This window comes from Photobacterium sp. GB-50, from assembly GCF_003026755.1.
Classification (GTDB): Bacteria; Pseudomonadota; Gammaproteobacteria; order Enterobacterales; family Vibrionaceae; genus Photobacterium.
Map to the genome: position 1 here is coordinate 249,774 of NZ_PYNX01000003.1, position 21,188 is coordinate 270,961.

17 protein-coding genes and 1 pseudogene are annotated in these 21,188 nt (G+C 40.9%); 13 read left to right on the plus strand and 5 right to left on the minus strand.

The genetic code is table 11. The annotated features are described in order from the left end of the window. Positions 1 to 81 precede the first annotated feature (81 nt). Together C9J41_RS06030 and C9J41_RS06035 are read left to right on the plus strand one after the other, a co-directional pair. Complete coding sequence (locus C9J41_RS06030; RefSeq protein WP_107246249.1) at positions 82 to 1,029, plus strand: FAD:protein FMN transferase; 948 nt, start codon at positions 82 to 84, stop codon at positions 1,027 to 1,029. A 218-nt stretch (positions 1,030 to 1,247) separates the two neighbouring features. Continuing rightward, the gene (locus C9J41_RS06035; RefSeq protein ID WP_107294339.1) at positions 1,248 to 2,294 is read left to right on the plus strand and encodes an oxidoreductase; all 1,047 of its coding nucleotides are present in this window, start codon (positions 1,248 to 1,250) and stop codon (positions 2,292 to 2,294) included. 103 nt (positions 2,295 to 2,397) lie between these two features. Here C9J41_RS06035 and C9J41_RS06040 read toward each other — a convergent pair whose 3' ends face one another. The 5 genes and pseudogenes from C9J41_RS06040 to C9J41_RS06060 all read right to left on the minus strand — a co-directional run bounded on the left by C9J41_RS06040 (position 2,398) and on the right by C9J41_RS06060 (position 7,797). Further along, on the minus strand, positions 2,398 to 3,129 hold the full coding sequence (locus tag C9J41_RS06040) for a hypothetical protein (protein ID WP_107246246.1): 732 nt from the start codon (positions 3,127 to 3,129) through the stop codon (positions 2,398 to 2,400). Positions 3,130 to 3,771: 642 nt separating this feature from the next. After that, entirely contained in the window at positions 3,772 to 4,860 is a 1,089-nt protein-coding gene (locus tag C9J41_RS06045) for an acyltransferase (RefSeq protein WP_107206735.1), read from the minus strand. A 477-nt stretch (positions 4,861 to 5,337) separates the two neighbouring features. After that, the gene (locus C9J41_RS06050; protein WP_107287518.1) at positions 5,338 to 5,844 is read right to left on the minus strand and encodes a GNAT family N-acetyltransferase; all 507 of its coding nucleotides are present in this window, start codon (positions 5,842 to 5,844) and stop codon (positions 5,338 to 5,340) included. A gap of 2 nt (positions 5,845 to 5,846) precedes the next feature. Beyond that, positions 5,847 to 7,019: pseudogene (locus tag C9J41_RS06055) on the minus strand (MerR family transcriptional regulator). Positions 7,020 to 7,143: 124 nt separating this feature from the next. Next, positions 7,144 to 7,797 (minus strand): YoaK family protein, encoded by a 654-nt coding sequence (locus C9J41_RS06060; RefSeq protein ID WP_107206732.1) that lies wholly within the window; start codon positions 7,795 to 7,797, stop codon positions 7,144 to 7,146. Positions 7,798 to 8,088: 291 nt separating this feature from the next. Here C9J41_RS06060 and C9J41_RS06065 point away from each other — a divergent pair, with 291 nt between their 5' ends. The 11 genes from C9J41_RS06065 to C9J41_RS06115 all read left to right on the plus strand — a co-directional run bounded on the left by C9J41_RS06065 (position 8,089) and on the right by C9J41_RS06115 (position 21,172). Then, the gene (locus C9J41_RS06065) at positions 8,089 to 8,703 is read left to right on the plus strand and encodes a 4Fe-4S dicluster domain-containing protein (RefSeq protein WP_045083233.1); all 615 of its coding nucleotides are present in this window, start codon (positions 8,089 to 8,091) and stop codon (positions 8,701 to 8,703) included. Further along, positions 8,700 to 10,634 (plus strand): proton-conducting transporter membrane subunit, encoded by a 1,935-nt coding sequence (locus C9J41_RS06070; RefSeq protein ID WP_107206731.1) that lies wholly within the window; start codon positions 8,700 to 8,702, stop codon positions 10,632 to 10,634. Before C9J41_RS06065 ends, C9J41_RS06070 begins: the two co-directional genes overlap by 4 nt. Continuing rightward, positions 10,634 to 11,587, plus strand: coding sequence for a respiratory chain complex I subunit 1 family protein (locus C9J41_RS06075; protein WP_107206730.1), 954 nt, complete (start codon positions 10,634 to 10,636; stop codon positions 11,585 to 11,587). Before C9J41_RS06070 ends, C9J41_RS06075 begins: the two co-directional genes overlap by 1 nt. 9 nt (positions 11,588 to 11,596) lie before the next feature. Beyond that, positions 11,597 to 13,351, plus strand: a complete 1,755-nt coding sequence (locus C9J41_RS06080; RefSeq protein ID WP_107206729.1) for an NADH-quinone oxidoreductase subunit C — start codon at positions 11,597 to 11,599, stop codon at positions 13,349 to 13,351. A gap of 8 nt (positions 13,352 to 13,359) precedes the next feature. Further along, a complete protein-coding gene (locus C9J41_RS06085) occupies positions 13,360 to 13,908 on the plus strand; it encodes a formate hydrogenlyase complex iron-sulfur subunit (RefSeq protein ID WP_045132255.1) in 549 nt (182 codons plus the stop codon). Further along, positions 13,905 to 14,738, plus strand: coding sequence for an NADH-quinone oxidoreductase subunit B family protein (locus C9J41_RS06090; RefSeq protein ID WP_107206728.1), 834 nt, complete (start codon positions 13,905 to 13,907; stop codon positions 14,736 to 14,738). Before C9J41_RS06085 ends, C9J41_RS06090 begins: the two co-directional genes overlap by 4 nt. Continuing rightward, positions 14,731 to 15,195, plus strand: a complete 465-nt coding sequence (locus tag C9J41_RS06095) for a formate hydrogenlyase maturation HycH family protein (protein WP_107294340.1) — start codon at positions 14,731 to 14,733, stop codon at positions 15,193 to 15,195. Before C9J41_RS06090 ends, C9J41_RS06095 begins: the two co-directional genes overlap by 8 nt. Before the next feature lie 32 nt (positions 15,196 to 15,227). Further along, positions 15,228 to 15,722, plus strand: coding sequence for a hydrogenase maturation peptidase HycI (hycI, locus tag C9J41_RS06100; RefSeq protein ID WP_107206800.1), 495 nt, complete (start codon positions 15,228 to 15,230; stop codon positions 15,720 to 15,722). A gap of 277 nt (positions 15,723 to 15,999) precedes the next feature. Further along, complete coding sequence (locus C9J41_RS06105) at positions 16,000 to 16,548, plus strand: 4Fe-4S binding protein (RefSeq protein ID WP_107246240.1); 549 nt, start codon at positions 16,000 to 16,002, stop codon at positions 16,546 to 16,548. Positions 16,549 to 16,603: 55 nt separating this feature from the next. Beyond that, positions 16,604 to 18,748, plus strand: a complete 2,145-nt coding sequence (gene fdhF, locus C9J41_RS06110; protein ID WP_107294341.1) for a formate dehydrogenase subunit alpha — start codon at positions 16,604 to 16,606, stop codon at positions 18,746 to 18,748. A gap of 261 nt (positions 18,749 to 19,009) precedes the next feature. After that, a complete protein-coding gene (locus tag C9J41_RS06115) occupies positions 19,010 to 21,172 on the plus strand; it encodes a sigma 54-interacting transcriptional regulator (RefSeq protein ID WP_107294342.1) in 2,163 nt (720 codons plus the stop codon). The last annotated feature ends 16 nt before the right edge of the window (positions 21,173 to 21,188 follow it).

The following is a 21,188-nucleotide window of genomic DNA, read 5'->3' on the forward strand; positions in this document are numbered from 1 at the left end:
ATACCCAAGCATCTTGAAGTTACTTGGGTACAAAGGGAAGCCATGTGCTTCCCTTTTTACTATTTAACGAGAACAGAGTTAATGGCAAGTTATAAAACGCGTTTTCCTATGATGGGAACCTTTATTGATCTTGTGGTTCATCATGAACGTGGTGAAGCATTGATCAAAGAATGTTATCTGCAACTTCAAGAATTTACTCAACGTTTTACGGTTAATCAGACGCAATCTGAACTGATGCGCGTCAATAACTACGCAGGCATTCGAGCTGTCCGTGTAAAGCCGGATCTTTATGCGCTGATTAAGAAATCAAAAGCGATCAGTGTCGATCCTCAAAATCCGTTTAATGTGGCGATTGGGCCACTGGTTAAAACATGGCATATCGGTTTTAAAGATGCCAAGTTACCCACCGATGTGGAGCTTGCGGAAAAATTACAGCTTGTCGATCCATCAAACATTATCCTAGATGATGACTATCAGTCGGTATACCTTTCTCAAACGGGTATGCAGATAGATTTAGGCGCTATCGCTAAGGGATATTTTGCTGATCGGATCAAAGATTTTCTTACCGCTAACGGGGTCGAGCATGGCTTTATTAACCTTGGTGGTAATGTACTGACCATTGGTTACTCGCCTGAGAATGCTTCACAAACATGGAATGTCGGTATTCAAAACCCGCTGGCAGCTTCGCGTGGCGATATCTGCCGAGTTGTGCCTTTAAGAGATTATTCAATGGTAACGTCTGGCATTAATGAACGTTATTTTGAATACCATGGGCAGCGATACCATCACCTTCTTGATGGGCAAACGGGCAAGCCTATCTCAACCAATATCGCGAGTGTGACGATTATTTCAAAGCTCTCTGTTGATGGTGAAATATGGAGCACTGCTGGTTTTTTATCATCCATTGATGATGCGCTTGCTTATCTTAATCGTCAGGCAGGGATTGAGGCGGTATTGATCTCAAATCAAGGTGACGTTTTTGTCACTCATGGCCTAACTGATAACGGTACAGTTATTCAGATGCGCTAAATAGCAATATTTGACTATTAAAGTGAAATACAGCTCTATGTTTTCCTGTTTTTACCACTTAAAACAACAAAAAATGTGTAAGTTGCATTTCCTACATTGCTCCATGATGATAAGTTTCTCACACAGATAGATGACTGGCTGGTATTTGAGTTTGTCAGTGTTTGTACAAATGAAACGATATTATTCAATTGCCAATTATTCGGTATGGAGAAATGAACATGGCGTGCTCAGCGATCAAAACAGCGGTTATTGGTTATGGTTTTTCAGCTCAAACCTTTCATATTCCATTTATTACAAGCCTAAAAGAGTTTGAGCTAACGGCGATAAGCACAAGTAAGCAACAACAACTTCAAGAAGATTGGCCATTAATTCAACATTTTGATAGTGCAGAAGCGCTGATAACCTCCTCCGATGCTGAATTAGTGATCATTACCGCGCCAAATGATGTCCACTTTCAGTTAGCGAAAGCAGCCTTAGAGAATGGTAAACACGTCATTATTGAAAAGCCATTTGTCACCAAGGTTGAAGATGGAGAAGTACTGATCGCATTAGCAAAAGAAAAGGGGCTAATGCTGAGTATTTACCACAATCGACGTTGGGATGGTGACTTTCTTACCGTGAAAAAAATGATCGATGAAAAACGTTTTGGAGAGTTAAAACATTTTGAATCTCACTTCGATCGCTTTCGTCCTGTGGTTCGCGAACGTTGGAAAGAGCAAGCCGCAGATGGTGGCGGCATATTATTTGATTTAGGATCACATCTGCTGGATCAATCGATCACCTTGTTTGGATTACCAGACGCGATCACGGCAGATTGTAGAGTCACGCGTAAAGGCTCTAATAATGTTGATTACTTCCACTTACTTTTACATTACTCAACTCACCTTGTTGTGCTTCATGGCGACATGATAAGTGCTGGCGAAAATAAGCGTTTTACTATTAAAGGTACTGGTGGCTGTTATGAAAAGCTGGGTATTGATCCGCAAGAGCAATACTTAGTTTCTGGTGTTATGCCTGTAAATGAAGATTGGTTAGCAGAATCACCGTCTCAGTATGGCAACTTTTATGATGAGCAAAGTTGTACGCCTGTGCCAACAGTGAAAGGGTGTTATCAGGAATATTATCACCAAGTGGCTAAAGCCATTCGCCAAGGTGTGACATGTCCAGTTAAAGCAGAAGATGCGCTTTTAAATATTAAGTTAATAGAGTTGGCGTTGGAAAGCAGCCGTTTAGGTAAGAAAATACAACTTAAAGATGCTGTCTAAATACACTCTCAATAGGCGTTTAGATATTTAAGAACGCTAATCAGTTTTAAATAAAAGCCAAACTTAACTTTTTAAGTTTGGCTTAATTTTTGAATTAATGAAATTAGATTGGTCTAATTACACCGTTTTCATCTGTACTCCAGTCGACCATAGCATTATTTTTACCCACTAATCGACTTATGCTACTGACAAAATGACTTTCATCTGTGTTGGTATTATGACTATAAATTAAACCATAGAATTCATGAGCAAAAGCGTCAACGGTTTTGATACCATTATCATTTGAGAAGGTAAAAGTACCACCTAAATACACTTGGTCGGATTCGACTTCTTGAATATTGGCTTCTTGATCTGTTGCCTCTGGTATTTTAATAAAATTTGTTTCTTTTTGTGTGTTAGCAATATTATTTTGATTGAGCTTAAAAGTATTTGTGTTTTGATTAATTAAAGGTGCATGAAATTGTATGTCTTTAACCGTGCTTATCTGAATCTTATCAGCTTGCTTTTGAACAGATAAAGTCCCTGATATCTCTTCAATACTCAACCCTTCATTATGATTGCCACTATCGATAACTGCACAAGTATTATCGGTTTCGCCAATGTTAAGATCTTTTGCACAGTTTAGGGCGCTTTCAGTAATAACTAAAAAAGTATCATAGTTAACTTGTGCGTATTGCTTTTTAACATCAGATGTTAAATTACCAAGATCAAGTGGAGTAGCTTTGTCTGTACCACCACCACCACCGCCACCGCTATTATTATCGTCATTACCGCCGCCACCGCCACAACCCACTAATATTGTTGAAATGAGTACGAATAGGCATAACTTTTTCATATAAAAACCTTTTTAAAAATGTGGGAAAATGTCATGTAAATAGATATATTTGAAAGATAATCAGCAAATAAATGTTAATAAATCAATTTTAAGTGACTGATTTAATTTGGTTATCGTTTTTAAGTTGGCTGTATTTTATTATTATCTATTGTCATGATATATAAACAAGCATTTATATAACCCATAACGAAATATTATGTTTTACATTTCTAATTATTCTTGATAAGAAAATTAATTAGTGGTTTTTTAAATGAGGTCGTGAAAATATTTAATAAGCTTAAAAAAACAAAGGTTATTGGTGATGTTTTTTTACCAAGTATATTTTTACAGAAGTATTAAATAATAAAGACGTTTTCTTATGGTGGAGAGTATATACATAAATAGCCGGTATTACGCCGGCTTTTAAATGTATTGTTCTCTATTGGTCATATCTGGAGAGTTTGGTTACTAGAAATATGCAACCTCTATTCGCTGGAGATTCCGCTGAGTCTACCAGAATGAGTTATGTATACAGTAAACGACACATCGAGACTAGTAGTGATAAGTGGTGCGTAGCTATTACTACCAGTCCAAATGCTATATCCAATAAGCTCGACTAGCTGTGACTCTATCACCGAGATGAGAGTCACACGTTTAGCTAGATCAGAAAATACGTTTTAGAACGGGGGTCTTGCAGATAAGATAGCCAATAGCAAAAGAACCGATCACAGAGGGGATAGCAATGACCACAAAGTTGATTAAGGGTGTTTGGGTCATAAAAGACTGATAAAAGTCTGCGGTAAACCGCATTGGGATATTCTGCACCACATAGGCAGCAAAAGCGATACGGGTCAACATAGAGCTCCATCGTCCCTTGGTATTGAATAGCATTTTGAAGTTATAGAGTAGAAACATCGACATCCCTATCACAGTGAATCCACGTATTGCCACATAAACCATATTAAGCATCTCACTATTCAGACCATAGCTAGAAGCTATCGTATAGATGAATAATCCCGCTACCCACATTAGAATTCCTAAAAAAGCGTGTTTACGTTCTAACTTATCGAGCCACTGATACCTATAAGCTAAGATACCAAAGTAAAACATGCTGATATACATCGGGAAATATTTAAGAAGGTGAAAGCCTAAGAAATTGCTACCTAGTGTTTCCATCAGATATAAGCCAACGAAATTGACCGGAATTATCATAATGGCAAACAGCAAGATCTTCCAAAGCGCCGGAAAAGGTTTATCAGTGTCAACCTTCTGATTCCCAGTACTGACAACTTGGAACAATGCAAATACCGCGCTAAATACAATCAAGGTCCAACAGAACCAGGTGACGCCTAATCCAATATTTCCGGTAAGGAAAAAGCCTTTAATGCTTGATACAGCAGACTCAATCGATCCACGTGTTTCGATCAAAAATAAGGTGATTAGTGTAGGGATCCCGAGGCGTTTTAGTTTATCCAACATAAACTTTCCAGCCCCTTTACGTTCAAAAGAAGGGATCACGAAGTAGGCTGATATAAAGAAAAACAGTGACATAAAAAATGACTGGTTGATGCCCTGGAATGTGCCTAAAATCTCATATTGATATTGCATTGATTCTTTGACATGGGGCAAATTGTAACCAATAGGATCCAGACCTGCCGTGGATGCACAATGGTGCAAAATCACTAATATCGTCAAAACCCACTTGATATTATCCAGATAGTCGTAGCGTTTCATTAGTGTTGAATTATTCATTGAGTATCCTGTTTTTATATGCATTTTTAATAAAGATATAAAAAGAGTGAGCCACTTAAATTAATGATAGAAAAATTTGATAATCTAAAATTATTATCAGTAATTAAATATAAAATTTGATAAGAAACTGACTATTTTAAAGTATCTTTCTTTAAGTTGTGCGTACATTATTGATCTTTATTGTAATGATATATAAACACAACTTTAGGTAATCCATAACCAAAAATTATGCTTTATATTTTTGTCTGTTTCATTAATAAGAAACGCATTTTCTGGAATTTATTTTCTTATTAATCGACTTTTATAGCATTTATCATTATTCATAATTGGATGATAAGGTGGATTGCTAAAAAGTAGAAATTCGTTTTAAGATGAGGTTGCTAAGGGTTTTTAATAAACTTGAAAAAACAAGGTTATTAGTAATGATATTTTTCAACCATATATAATTAGCCGACACTACGCCGGCTTTTAAATGCATTATTCAAAAAATGCTGGGTGATAGCTTACTTCACCTGTCGGAATTGAATCTTTAACAGGCAGGGCTAAGAAGTATTCAGCTGGCACACCTGTTAGGGTTAATTCTGGTTGGGCTTTAAAACCAAATCGACCATAATATTCAGGCTCACCTAATAGTACGAATCCCTCTGCACCATGTTCTTTTAACTGGGCTAATCCTTCGTTAATTAACGCTTTACCAATCCCTTTTCCTTGTTGTTCTGGCAATACTGATACAGGTGCTAAACCGTACCAGTTTGTAGCTTCACCATTGATCAGTACTGGGGAGAAAGCGATATGACCAATAACTTGATTGTTTACTTCTGCGACTAACGATAGTGTTAAGGCGTTAGAATCTCGTAGGCGGTTAACGATTAAGTGCTCGGTTGGTTCTGAGCCCGGTTCATGATGAGGATGATCTTTAAATGCACTGTAAGTTAGCGTTTCAATCACAGTAATGTCTGAATCTTTTTCTACTCGAATGATCATGTTTAACCTTTTTTCTTTAATACAAATAATTGATAGCTGTATTGACCTAAATAGTGCTCATGAATATGGATTTCGTTCTTAATATCTTTAATGGCATTGGACGTGAAATGTTGATTATCCAATTGAGCGATCTTGTTTTGTAATGGTGCTAGGTAGTTTGTCCATGACTGATCACTTTGGGTAAAGTGGCTGATCACTTCAAAACCTGCTTGCTGCATCTGTTTGACTCGTTGTTCGCTGGTGGTCATATCTGGATAGTTTTGCTGCCAGAAATCGACTGCTTCTTGGCTTGGATTATCGGCTAACCAAACCAAGTCACTGATAACCAAATAGCCATGAGCCTTAATAAATGGTTTCCATTGTTTAAGTGCTTGCTCAACCCCCATGATGTAAGCACTGCCTTCAGCCCACAGCACATCAAAACGTTGTTCTTCAAAAGGCATTGTGGTCATACTGGCGCAAACAGAAGTGATGCGATGTTTAAGCCCGTTTTCAATAGCTGCTTCGTTTAAACAACTTAAGTTATATTCATCGTTGTCTAATGCCGTGATATGAAAATCGCCATGTTTAGCTAATAAGGTAGTAACAACACCTTTACCACAGCCGATATCTAACACTTCACCAGATTTAATGGGCAATGTTTCAAGTGCTTTTAGAGAGTCTTCATCACAACTAGGGCCAAGTCGTTCTAAATCATCAAAGATCGCTTCAAAGTCTGCCATGTATTACTCATGTTCGTTCATATCTTTTGATAGCCATTTTAATCGTAAGGCTTGTTTTTCACTGAAACCTTGCTTCATTAGCCACTCTAAGTGAGCCGAGGGTGCTGCTGATTCCATTGATTGATGCCATTCTTTCATCGAATTTATACCCAGCATGGCAGAAAGCAAATCACGGGCTTTCTGTTTTTGGGCGATTTCTTCATCAAGAATATTTAGCCGTTGAAGTAGCAGATCTCGATCTATTTGGGCATCTAAACAGGATTGGCACTCTTTCAATGAAAGCCCGCCTGCTTGCAGTTGCTGTAACAGTTTTACCCGTTGCACATCTTTGTCGGTATAGCCACGATAACCATTGCTTAAGCGTGTGCCAGTGATCAGTTTAAGCTTTTCGTAATAAAGTAATGTGGAACGACTTAATCCCACCTTTTGCGCTAACTCAGAAATACGGTACATGGCAGCTTTCCCCTTTATTGATAGGCGAACTATAAACTATGAAGCTTTAGACAGGTCAAGGGTTTTGAGATACAAAAAAGCCGACATCACGTCGGCTTTTTCGTTTTATTGGTTACTGTAACTATTAATCATCCGCAATTTCATGGGTCCAGAATAAAATGCCTGTTGCAATTAAGCTTAAGATGATCGGGAGAAGTAATGCATATTTGAAGGAGTAATCCATCACTTGTGTTCCTGCAATTGCGCCAAGAAAGATGGATAACCATAAGCTGAAATGGCGAAAAAACGTGCTACGATCGCCTTCACCCATTAATAGCATGGCAATAGAACGTCCAGTATTAACCAAAAAACCTGTTACGTAAGTGAGTGCGGTTGATTTTTCAATGGTTAATCGCAGTGCGATATTTTGAATACCCATAGCAAAGCTTAAGAAGAAATTGGTCACAATTGGTTTAGCGATAGGCTCAACAAACAATGTTGCTGATAGCACTAATGTGACTAGCGCCATGATCATACTGCGATAAAAAGGTTTGTTAGCTATCGCGATAGCTTCGCCGACGGCAGCACCTAAAACAAATAATACAATAACCCCAATGTAGTGCCACGCTTGTGGTGTATTGCCTGAGGTTAACAGTATGCCCACATGGGTTGTGTTACCACTCATAAAAGAGATAAACAGGCCATTTTTCAGATGGATAAAGCCAATAGCATCAACAATACCTGCAATAAAAAGCAGATAGAAGGGCATGGTTGAATGAAGGTGTTTTTTCTTAATCATTAGTCATATTCATAAAGTTAGGTGGTAAATGTCCATCGCATGAAGCTCAATTATAAAACAGTTTTTTCTTGTTTGTGGTTTTGTGTCGACACTACTGTCGAAATAAGGTGTCGATAGCAGTGTCGATAGGCGAACATCCTATGTTTATTTCCTTTTAGTAGTAATAAAAAGTGAAGAGTAGGAGAGCGCGCTAGGTATAAGTGAATGATCTTTAGCTAATAAAACACAAAGATACCTTATTGGTATGATTATTGCTTTTTGTGATGCTTTTTGCAATTAACTGGAAAGATCATGAAAAGCTTTGTTGTTGCAGATCCCGACAAATGTATCGGTTGTGGCACCTGCATGGCAGCGTGCTCCGAAGAACATAAAAAAGTCGGACTGCAAAGCCATCCTCGTCTTACCGTGGTTAAACATGACAATGCTACGGCACCTGTTATGTGTCGTCACTGTGAAGACGCGCCTTGTGCGGCTGTATGTCCGGTACAAGCTATTTCTAAACAAGCAGATCGTGTTGTTCTTAACGAGTCGCTTTGTGTTGGTTGTACATTATGTGCAGTCGCGTGTCCGTTTGGTGCTATCGCTTTTGATGGTAGTCGACCAATTGCGATGGCAAACAGTTACGATACCTATATCCCTTCTACTCCTCGTTCTAGTAACCCATCAACGTCAATACCTAGCACTTTTGGTCAAGATATTTTGGCATGGGAACCGGGCGTGAAAAGTATCGCAGTGAAATGTGATTTATGTGGTTTTCGTGAACAAGGGCCTGCCTGTGCACAAGTCTGTCCTACTCAAGCAATTGTGTTGATTGATGAGAGTAAAGTGATGAAAGCACGCCACAGTAAACGTGAAAGCGCGGCTGACAGTGCCGTTTCTGTGAAATCAGGAGCTATGAACAAATGAATCCGTTAGTTTTAGTTTTATTTGCTGTGATCAGCTACGGTGTAGCAGCCCTTATTTCTTGGCTTGGTCGTAAGGATGAACGTGATAGTTTACGTTTGGCGGGTGTGATTAGTGCATTTGGTGGCGTGTTTGGTGTTTTAGCGGGTGTGTCTACCATTGTGGGTCATTATGACTCAGCCGATTTTGCACTGGCGACGCGCTGTATGGTGAATATGGATATGCTTTCAGCCTTAATGGTGGTGGTAATATCCATAGTGACCATGGCGGCGTCTATTTATTCGATTAATTATTTAAAAGAATATCTGGGTAAATCGGGTTGGAAAATCAATATCCTATTTAACATCTTTGCTGCGGCAATGACGGTATTAGTGATTTCAGCCAATGTGATCACTTTTATGGTGTTTATGGAAGTGGTCTCAATCGCATCATGGTTGATTGTGATCAGCGATGGTAGTTTGGCAAGTCGTAAGGCTGGTTTGAATTACTTTATTGTCGATCATATTGCTAGCTTTTTGATCATGGCTGCATTTTTGATCCTATCGATAAATGCCCATAGCTATGACTTTAGTGCGTTCACTACTACACCAATAAGTGCTGGCTTTGCATCATTAACCTTCCTATTAGCGTTAGTTGGTTTCGGTATTAAATCAGCGGGTGTTGGTTTACACGGTTGGTTAATTAAAGCCTATCCTATTTCGCCTTCGTACTGCTCTACCTTGATCTCATGTGTGATGGTGAAGATTGGTATCTATGGCATCTTAAAATTCAGTATTATTTTCCTTGGCGCAACCCAGTTATGGTGGGGTTTCCTTGTTCTGATCTTCGGTGCGGTATCGTCTGTTTTAGGCGTAATGTATGCGTTAGCAGAACATGATATTAAGCGTCTATTGGCTTACCACACGATTGAAAATATTGGCATCATCTTAATTGGTGTCGGTGTCAGTATGATTGGTATCGCAAGCCATCATCCAGTGCTTGCGCTATTGGGCTTACTGGGTGGTTTATACCACTTATTAAACCATGCGATCTTCAAAGGCTTATTGTGTTTAGGCTCAGGCTCTATTGTGTACCGTATGCATACCAAAGACATGGATAAGATGGGCGGTTTGGGTAAGACCATGCCAAAAACAGCCATTGCGTTCTTAATTGGTACCTTAGCGATTTGTGCGTTGCCACCGTTTAACGGTTTTGTGTCTGAGTGGTTTATTTATCAATCACTATTTAGCATGGGTAAAGTAGGAACCGCAGCAAATATGTTGTTTGGCCCGTTCGGTATGGTAATGCTGGCACTAACAGGTGCATTAGCTTGTATGTGTTTTGTGAAGGTTTACGGTATCTGCTTTACTGGTGCACCGAAAACAGGACAAGCGGCGAATACTCGTGAAGTGGGCGCTGGCATGACAACAGCAACAACGATGTTAGCGATATTATGTATTGTATTAGGTGTGGGCTCGCCTTGGATTGCACCTTATTTCTCTGATATTGCATCTTCAATTCTTCATCTTGGCCCTGTTTCTGTTGCAACAGGCAGTGCGGTTTATCCAGCAGTGGCTGATCAAGCGATCCTCTCTACCCCTGTAATTGCGATTATGCTAGCGCTATTAGCACTGGTTCCAGCGATATTGCTTTATGTGTTCCGTCAACGTCGTTTGGTACGTCGTCAACAAGGTGATCCTTGGGCGTGTGGTTACCAATATGAGCAGCGTATGACAGTTTCTGCCGAAGGTATTACGCGTCCAATGCGTCATATGTTTAGCCTTATTTATGACAACCGTCCAAAGCAATCTTTGATTGATCGTCATGTCTTACCACATTTATTTGCGGTAGCTGACGGTAGTCAACTTGATGGTCGAAAAGTCTGCATTATGTGCTGTGCGGCTGCGCTATTTGTGGTGTTGTTCTTTCCTTTCATTTCAGGAGTGAGTTGCTAATGTCCCCACTTGAAATGCCTTCTGCTAGTTGGATCACGCTAGCTGTTGTTCAGGCTTTATTGATGCTACTGCTTGCCCCTTTAGCCACCGGATTTTCCCGTGTTATTCGCGCTAAAATTCATTCTCGTAAAGGGCCGGGAGTACTCCAAGACTACCGAGATATTTATAAGTTATTGCAGCGCCAGTCGGTATCACCGTCAAATGCAGGCTTTATTTTCTGGATCACGCCTTGGGTAATGGTGATCACTATGATGTTGATCGGTATGGCATTGCCAACCGTGACGCAAGTGTCACCTTTCCCTATTTCGGGCGATATTATTACCGATATTTACTTATTGGCTATTTTCCGTTTCTTCTTTGCGTTATCAGGTATTGATTCAAACAGTATGTTTGGTGGCTTAGGTAGTAGCCGAGAATTGACTCTTGGTATCTTGGTTGAGCCAATGCTGATCCTGTCGATTGTAGTTGTTGCATTAGCAATGGGTACAACCGATCTTGGTTATATTAGCCATGCGATGGCAAATGACAGCTGGCATTCGCCATTAGCGATTATCTTGGCAGGTCTTGTGTGTGCATTTGCACTGTTTATTGAGATGGGTAAATTACCGTTCGATAGTGCAGAAGCAGAGCAAGAGCTACAAGAAGGCCCTGTGACTGAATACTCAGGTGCTGGTTTAGCGATGGTGAAATTAGGCCTAGGTCTAAAACAGCTCGTTGTCGCTCAGTTCTTCCTTGCGATTTTTATTCCTTGGGGTAAAGCCCAATCATTAGGTTTCGGCAGCTTATTTTCAGCAACCGTGATCTTATTCATCAAGCTTTTTGTGGTTTTCTTCATTGCAGGTATTGCGGAAAACACCATGGCGCGTTTCCGCTTTATGAAAATCCACCGCGCTATTTTCCCTGTATTTTTAGTGGCCGTGTTGGCACTTATCTTTTTAATTTTTGGTTGGTAAGAAACAGTAATGACAAACAATACATTTGAACAATATGCCACTAAACCGCAATCAAATCGGATTGGCAAACAGTATGTCGATGGTGTGAATCATTTCTTTCCATCAGCCATTATTGATGAAGAGTGGCAAACGGATAATCAAGTGACCATCACGGTAAAAATGACCTCTTTGGTCGAAGTGATGAAGTGGCTTTATTACGATCAAGGCGGTTGGCTGACCGTTACATTCGGTAATGACGAGCGTACCTTAAATGGTCACTTTGCGGTTTATCACGCGCTTTCTATGGAAGGGGAAGTTAAAAGTTGGGTAACGGTAAAAGTACTGGTTGATGCCAATAGCCAAGAGTTTATTTCTATTACGCCAACCATTCCTGCTGCTGTGTGGGGCGAGCGTGAAGTGCGTGATATGTACGGCTTACGTCCAGTAGGTTTACCTGATGAACGTCGTTTAGTCCTTCCTGATGATTGGCCTGAAGATCTCCACCCACTACGTAAAGATGCGATGGATTACCGTCAGCGTCCGCAACCTACCACAGAAACTGAAACTTATAATTTTGATAATCAGTTAGGTGATGACAGCAACCGTATTGTACCTGTTGGTCCATTACACATTACCTCTGATGAACCGGGCCACTTTCGTTTATTCGTTGACGGTGAAGACATTATTGATGCGGATTACCGTATGTTCTACGTTCACCGTGGGATGGAAAAACTGGCAGAAACACGCATGGGTTACCACGAGGTCGCGCAGTTAACGGACCGTGTTTGTGGTATTTGTGGCTTTACCCATAGTGTGGGTTACAGCAACACGATTGAAAATGCGTTATCGGTTGATGTGCCATTCCGCGCCAAGATGATCCGCACTGTTTTACTTGAAGTTGAACGTCTACACAGCCACTTACTAAACATTGGTTTATCTAGCCACTTTGTTGGTTTTGACTCAGGTTTCATGCAGTTCTTCCGTGTCCGTGAAAAGACTATGGAGCTTGCTGAGCTACTAACAGGTGCCCGTAAAACTTACGGTATGAACTTAATTGGTGGTGTACGTCGAGATTTTCTTAAAGATCAACGCTTAAAAGGTATTGCGATGGTCAAAGAAGTACGCAAAACCTTTTCTGAGTTGGTGGAAGTGCTTCTAGCAACACCTAATATCGAAAGCCGTATTGCAGGTGTAGGTATTTTATCGAAGCAAGTTGCTCGTGATTACAGCCCTGTTGGGCCACTTATTCGTGCTAGCGGCTTTAAGCGTGATGTACGTATTATTCATGGACAATCTTTAGAGTCTTACGGTGATGTTCCAATGGAATTACAAACCATGGACGGCGGTGATGTGCAATCACGTGTGATGGTTCGTATCCGTGAAGTATTTGATTCACTAAATATTGTTGAATACGGCCTTGATCACCTACCACCGGGTGCAATTCTCACTGAAGGTTTTAACTACGTACCGAATAAGTTTGCGTTGGGCTTTACTGAAGCGCCGCGTGGTGAAAACGTGCACTGGAGCATGACAGGGGATAACCAAAAACTATTCCGCTGGCGTTGTCGTGCAGCAACGTATGCGAACTGGCCTACGTTACGCTACATGTTACGAGGTAACACCGTTGCTGATGCGCCGTTAATTATCGGTAGTTTAGATCCATGTTACTCATGTACTGACCGTGTCACCATTGTCGATACGAAGAAGAAGCGAAGCAAAACTATTCCATATAAAGCGATTGAGCAGTACAGCATCGACCGTAAAAACTCACCGTTTAAGCTGTAGGAGGCGTTGTGTTTAAGTTATTAAAGACCGTCTTAAAAACCGGTGAAGTCACAACCAAATACCCATTCGCACCATTGGAAGTGAATGAAGACTTCCGTGGTAAGCCAGAGCTAGATGCAGATCAGTGTCTGTCTTGTGCTGCGTGTATGCGTGCTTGTCCTGCCAATGCGTTGGTGATGGAAACTGACGAAAAAGCGGGTACACGCCGTTGGGAATTGTCGATGGCGCGATGCATTTACTGTGGTCGCTGTGAAGAAGTCTGCCCAACGAAAGCCATTAAGCTTTCGCAGAACTTTGAATTAGCGGTAACCCGAAAAGAAGATCTGTACGAACATGCGGTGTTCCAACTGGCGAATTGTCGCCAATGTGAGCGTCCGTTTGTAGCGAAAAAGCTATTGGACTATGTGCTAGACACTTTGGCACAAACGGGTGTTTCAGCTGATCAATTAGAGTTACGTCGCCAACAATTAGAAACCTGTCCTGAGTGTCGTCGCAGTAACAATATGCTAGATAGCGAAAACGTTAGCCATCTACGTTACCTTGAGGAGGAAATGTGAAAGGTATTAAACAGCTAAATGGTACAGCTCATACCCAAACTGTTCCTGTTCCATTACCGCCTAATAGCCAGAAATTAAAAGACGCGCTTATTAAGCAGATTCGTCGCTCGGCGTATGTTTACCGTGTTGACTGTGGTGGTTGTAACGCCTGTGAAATCGAAATTTTCGCAGCCACAACCCCTGTATTTGATACTGAGCGTTTTGGTATTAAGGTTGTCGCATCGCCTCGCCATGCCGATATTCTTCTATTTACGGGGGCTGTGACTCGCGCAATGCGTGCACCCGCACTTCGTGCTTATGAAGCGGCGCCTGATCCTAAAATTGTTATTTCTTATGGTGCATGTGGTTGTGATGGCGGTATCTTCCACGACTTATATTGTGTCTGGGGCGGTACTGACAAGATTGTACCTGTTGATGTGTACATTCCGGGCTGTCCTCCAACTCCTGCGGCAACGATTTATGGTTTTGCGGTAGCTTTAGGTTTGCTTGATCAGAAACTGAAAGCGAAAACGCATAATCCAGATGAGCAAAAAGCGAGCCTTAAACATACTGAAATTCCACTGGATATTAAGGTGATGATTGAGCGTCAAGCCCGCTTACTTGCCGGTTATGTTCAAGGCCAACGTATTGCAGATGAAGTGATGGATGTATTGGCAACCTGTAGTGCGGATAACGTTGATAGCAAGATTGCTGCTTACTTAGCGGAAAAAGACGATCCACGTTTAACCGAAATCGTGAATATTCTGCTGAGCAAAACCATGGCTGCATTAACGGGACAACCTGCGTGCGGGGCAGAGCAAAAAGCGTGCTGTGGAGGCGAAAATGCCTAATAGCAAGATTGCCGATTTACCTGAAGAGTTAACGCAATCTCGTCACCTTGAGCAGAATGTGTATTTCTACAGCTTGGGTCGCAAGTTTGTTGATGAAAGCTACGATGTACCAGAAGAAGCCAAGCAAATTATGTACTACAGCTTGGCGATTGGTCACCATCTTGGTGTGGTCGATTGCTTAGATGCGGTATTGAAATGCTCAGGCCATGAGTATCTTGAATGGATCAGTGGATTAGACCAAAGCGGTGAAGCATTTCGTAAAATGAAAGGTTTTCTAGTGTTTGGTGAAATCACGATTTATCCCGAGCATTTAAACATGTTGGCACTGGCGTTTGATGGTATTGATAGTACGACTCAAAGTGAGAAGTCAAAACAGTTAACCCATGGGTTTATTGCAGCCTTAGGGGATATTCATCGCGAACCAACCATGTACATGATGATCCGAGGAGGACAGTAATTGTGCTAGAGGAAATTAACCTCTCTTCTGTCATGGGCGTAACGGTGTCGAATGACGATGTCGATCTGTCGGTCAGCAATATTGTATTGACGGTTGGTAACAGCATGATGGCAGACGATGGTGCTGGTCCATTACTCGCAAAGATGATGAAAGAGAATCCGATTGCGGATTGGAGCGTGCTGGAAGGTGGCTCGATGCCTGAGGATTGCTTACACCTTATTCGCAAAGCGATGCCGAAACGTGTGCTGGTGGTTGATGCTGCAGATATTGGTGAAGAAGCAGGGGAAGTACGAATTATTGATCCTGAGACTATCGTTGATATGTATGTGGTGTCGACCCACAGTTTGCCGTTGAATTTCTTAATCGATGAATTAAAGACCTTTGTACCAGAAGTGATCTTCATTGGTATACAGCCTGCGATTGTTGCTTTTTCATTCCCTTTAACGGAAATGGTGCAGCAAGGTGTTGAGCAAATTTATCAACAATTACCAACTTGGCAAGGCTCGGGCGGATTCACCCACTGTTAGCAGTAAACTGCGACAGTGACGATGCTTAATCGTTGGCCTGTCGATAAGGTGTCGATGAGATGTGACGAAGTGTGTCGATGATGGTTATCGATACATATCAGACATGTTCATTGCTATAAATAAAGCCTGATTTCGATCAGGCTTTATTTTTTTGTCTTAAATATTAATAGTTTGCGTTTTTGCTGTTCAAGGTGTAAAAACTGGCATAGCTCATGCTTATAAGGTATCGCAATGCGGATATGTATTGCGATGTATCGACATCAACAAGGGATACACCATGAACCGATTTGTTTTTGCAGATCCAAATTTGTGTATTGGATGCCGAACTTGTGAAATCGCTTGTGCGTTATCGCATCAAGCAGAAAATACGGTAGCAGGAATGGCACCATCGGATTTTTCACCACGTTTAACCGTCGTGAAAAATGCCCATGTAACTACGCCTGTAATGTGTCGTCAATGTGATGATGCGCCGTGTGCTCAGGTTTGTCCCAATAACGCCATCGTATTAGAAGATGGTTTTGTCAAAGTGATTCAATCTCGTTGTATCGGTTGTAAAACCTGCGTTATTGCATGCCCCTACGGTGCAATGAATGTGGTGACAACGATGGTTGAAGAGACAAAAGGTGCTGCGTTGTTTACGCGCAAAGTACCGCAAACCCAAGCATTAAAATGTGATTTATGTCATCACCAAGAGTCAGGCCCTTCTTGTGTTCAAGTTTGTCCTACTGGTGCGATTCGAATCATTGAACCTGAGACGTTGACTGAAACTAGCCAACAAAAACGTGAAGCAGCGGCAATGAGCGCTGTAGTAGCAACAGGTTGCTAAGGTGATTGTTTAATCACAATGCTATTGACGTTTATTATTACAACCCAAGGTTAGTATGAAAAAATCAATTGTTGTTTGTCCCTACTGTGGTACTGGGTGCAAACTAAAATTGGTTGTCGAAAATAACAAAGTAATTGCAGCAGAGCCTGCAGATGGCCGTACCAACGAAGGTCAACTGTGTTTAAAAGGTTACTATGGCTGGGATTTCCTTAACGACACCAATTTATTAACTCCACGCTTGAAGCAACCGATGATCCGCCGTACACGCGATGCCGCGTTAGAAGCGGTTTCATGGGAAGAAGCTATTGATTTTGCCGGCGAAAAGCTAATGGCAATCAAGAAGCAATATGGCCCTGACGCGATCATGACAACGGGTTCTGCGCGCGGTCCAGGTAACGAAGCTAACTATGTGATGCAGAAGCTCGCACGTGCGGTGATAGGGACGAATAACGTCGATCACTGCGCCAGGGTGTGACACGCTCCATCAGTCTCCGGTCTGGAGACAACAGTAGGTAATGGCGCAATGAGTAACGCCATTCCCGAAATTCAAAAAACAAAATGTTTACTCATATTCGGTTACAACGCGGCTGATTCTCACCCAGTTGTAGCAAGGCACATTCTTAAGGCTCGCGCTAATGGTGCGAAGATCATTGTTTGCGACCCACGTAAGATCGAATCTGCACGTGTCGCTGATCAATGGTTAGCGTTGAAGAACGGTTCAAACATGGCACTGGTTAATGCGTTAGCGAATGTCATTATTGAAGAAAACTTATACGACAAAGAGTACGTTGCAAATAACACTGAAGGCTTTGATGCGTTCCGTGAGCTTGTATCTCGTTATACACCTGAAAGTGTTGAAACAACAACAGGCTTAAAAGCGGAAGATATTCGTTTAGCGGCACGTACTTATGCGGCAGCACCTGAAGCGATGATCCTTTGGGGTATGGGTGTTACCCAATACGGACAAGCTGTTGATGTTGTGCGTGGTTTAGCCGGTCTTGCATTATTAACCGGTAACTTTGGTCGTGAAGGTGTAGGTTGTGGTCCTGTTCGTGGACAAAACAACGTACAAGGTACCTGTGATATGGGTATGTTGCCACACCAGTTCCCAGGTTATCAGTCAGTAGAAGATGCCGACATTCGTGCAAAATTTGAAGCGGCTTGGGGTGTACAATTATCTGGTAAGCCGGGTTACCGCTTAACAGAAATTGGTCACAAAGTTGAGGAAGGGATCTGTAAAGCATTTTATGTTTTCGGTGAAGATCCAGCACAAACTGAAGCCGATCTTGCAGCGATGCGTGAAACCATGCGTAAGATGGAATTGGTGATTGTTCAAGATATCTTCATGACACAAACAGCAGAATTTGCTGATGTGATTTTCCCTGCGACAAGCTGGGGTGAGCATGAAGGTGTATACAGTAGCGCCGACCGTGGTTTCCAACGCTTCTATAAAGCGATTACACCACCGGGAGACGTGAAACCTGACTGGGAAATTTTCAGTTTATTAGCAACCCGTATGGGTTACCCAATGTCTTATCAAAATACCCAAGAAATTTGGGATGAGATGCGTCACCTTGCACCACTATATACAGGTGTAACGTACGAGAAGATGGAAGGGTTAAAATCTGTACAGTGGCCATGTCCAACTGAGGATCATCCGGGTACACCTTTCTTGTTTGAAGGTAATAAATTCAGTACACCATCAGGTAAAGGTCAGTTCATTGCTGCGGAATGGCGTGCGCCATTAGAACAACCAGATGCCCAATACCCGTTAGTATTATCTACTGTGCGTGAAGTAGGCCATTACTCTTGTCGTTCAATGACGGGTAACTGTTCTGCATTACAGACATTGGAAGATGAACCGGGTTATGTGCAGATGCACCCGGATGATGCACGTCAGTTAGGTATTGACGATCAACAATTGGTTTGGGTTTCATCACGTCGCGGTAAAGTTATTTCACGTGCAAACTATAATGAGCGTGTAAATAAGGGCGTGGTATACATGACTTACCAATGGTGGATTGGTGCATGTAATGAATTAACCATTGAGCATGTGGATCCAATTTCAAGCACACCTGAATTTAAATATTGTGCCGTTAAGGTAGAAAATATTGAAGATCAGTCATGGGCAGAAAATTACGTACAAACAGAGTACAGTAATTTGAAAGCACGCTTGAAGAGCCATGTTGTTAATGCTTAATAACAAAAAATGAGTGTATTTGTTTATTTTATTATTCAAATAAACCATTAATGAAAATAAGGTTTCCAAGATAGAATATTGTATATTTTAAATTTGGAAACCTTATATTTAATTGCTTTGCTGTATATTGCTACTAGTCATTCATATCGCTCAAATAATTAGCATCTACTCTGTTTTTCATCATTAGTTTGCATTTATATTTATTGTTTATTGATTGATATCAATACTTGGTTACTAAAATGGTTGAGAATTGTATAATAAATGCTTGAATTATTACTCTCTATTCGAGCGACATTATCAGCAAGAGTTAATGCCAACATGGAACGCTTTGAAAGTGATTTGATGACTTTTTCTAAAGCCTTATTATCAATCAATGATATTTCAGGCGTAATGGATTTTCTTAACAATGAAGATCTATTATTTATCAATGTTGAACGTGTGAATCTACTTTTAAAAAATGATCTTGATAGTCAACCAAGCCTTTACTACCTTGATCAAGATAAACAATGTCAGCAATTTGATTACACTGGCTCAAGTATTGGATTGCATGGCGCTACCATGCGTGATTATTGCCATCAGATGGATGGTGAAACGCTATATCAAACTTTTCCTCAGCTAGAAAGTCATCCTGCGTATGACTCGGTTTTTAATTATTGCAAAATACCGCTATCTATTTGTAATCAACCTTTAGGTGCGATTGAATATATTAATCTAACTATGCCTGATGATAGTGAGAGCGAGAAGCAATTCAAATTATTTAATAATATGATTTCAGCAATGATTGAACATATTATAGAGCACCAAACGGCATCAACGTTTACTGAAAAACTAACAACTGAAAAAAACAATTTTCAGGTTCTGGTTGATGTGACGAATACTGTTATAAGTCAAAGTACAAAAAAAGAATTGATAGGTTCATTATTACGCTTTTTATATCAGCATTTTGGTATGACTGATCTATCGATTATTCAATTACAAGATGGGCATTACAATCAACATTCTGCTTGTTTTATTAATAATGAAATTGATTATCAATGTCATTTCTTTACCAATGATAAACTAATTAAAAATGCAATTAAGAATAAACAGCCTGTATTTTTAAATGCGATAGATATTAAGAAAATGCAGGCTGATAATAATAGCCCGTACTTTCCTCGTCGTGTTAAAACCGCTTGTGTTATGCCACTCATATTTAGAGGCATTGCAGTGGGTTATATCAGTTTTATGAAGCCTATTGAAGCGCCATATCAAAATACGGATCTTGAGTTATTTAAACAGATAGCTGCGCGTGTAGCGTTAGCAATGCATAGTATAAAAACACATCAAGCGAGCATTCCTAATCAACCTATTACAAAGTTTGTAAACATCGATGAAGGGATGGGTGAACACGTTATTTTTGACGATATTATTAGTCAAAGTGAAGTGATGAATAAAGTCCTTGAACAAGTTGCCCTTGTTGCTTGTTGTGACAGTACGGTGTTGATTTTAGGCGAGTCGGGGACGGGAAAAGAATTAATTGCTCGTGCTATTCATAAGTTAAGCCTACGCAGCAAAACGGATATGGTGAAGATGAATTGTGCCGCCATTCCTGCTGGTTTATTTGAAAGTGAATTGTTTGGTCATGAACGTGGCGCCTTTACTGGCGCGATTAGCCAGCGTGTTGGTCGTTTTGAGCAAGCGCATAAAGGTACGTTATTTTTAGATGAAATTGGTGATATGCCGTTAGAGCTTCAGCCTAAATTATTACGTGCATTACAAGAAAATGAAATAGAACGTGTGGGTAAGAACGCATTAATCAGTGTTGATGTGCGAATTGTTGTCGCCACGAATGTTGATTTATTACGCCGTGTAGAAGAAAAGAAATTTCGTAATGATCTTTATTACCGTTTGAATGTTTTTCCTATCCAAATACCGCCATTACGTGAACGTGCCGAAGATATCCCATTATTGGTTAAACATTTTACCCGTGAATTAGCCCAAAAAATGGCCAAAACGATCACCGTAATTGCAGCAGAAGATTTAGCGGTTATGAGCGCATTTCCATGGCCGGGCAACGTTCGTGAATTGCGTAACTTTGTTGAACGCTCTGTGATTTTAACGCGTGGTAATGTGCTTAATGTTCCTGTTCATGAGCTAAAAACAGCGTCTCATTCTGCCTGTGTACCAACCGAGAATGCGCCTTCTGTCGGATTGGTTACCCCTGAAGCTACTGGTGTTATCAATACGCCAGAATCAACAGTGAAAGGTGACGTAGTTAAACCCATTATTAGTAAAGCAGACGTGATTAAAGCATTAAAGGCTTGTCATGGTGTGGTCGCAGGGCCGAATGGTGCGGCAAGCCAATTAGGACTGAAACGGACAACCTTGTTATCTCGAATGCAGAAAATGGGGATTAAGAGCCAAGATTTTCGAGGTGGTATCTGATGCGTTTTATACCAGC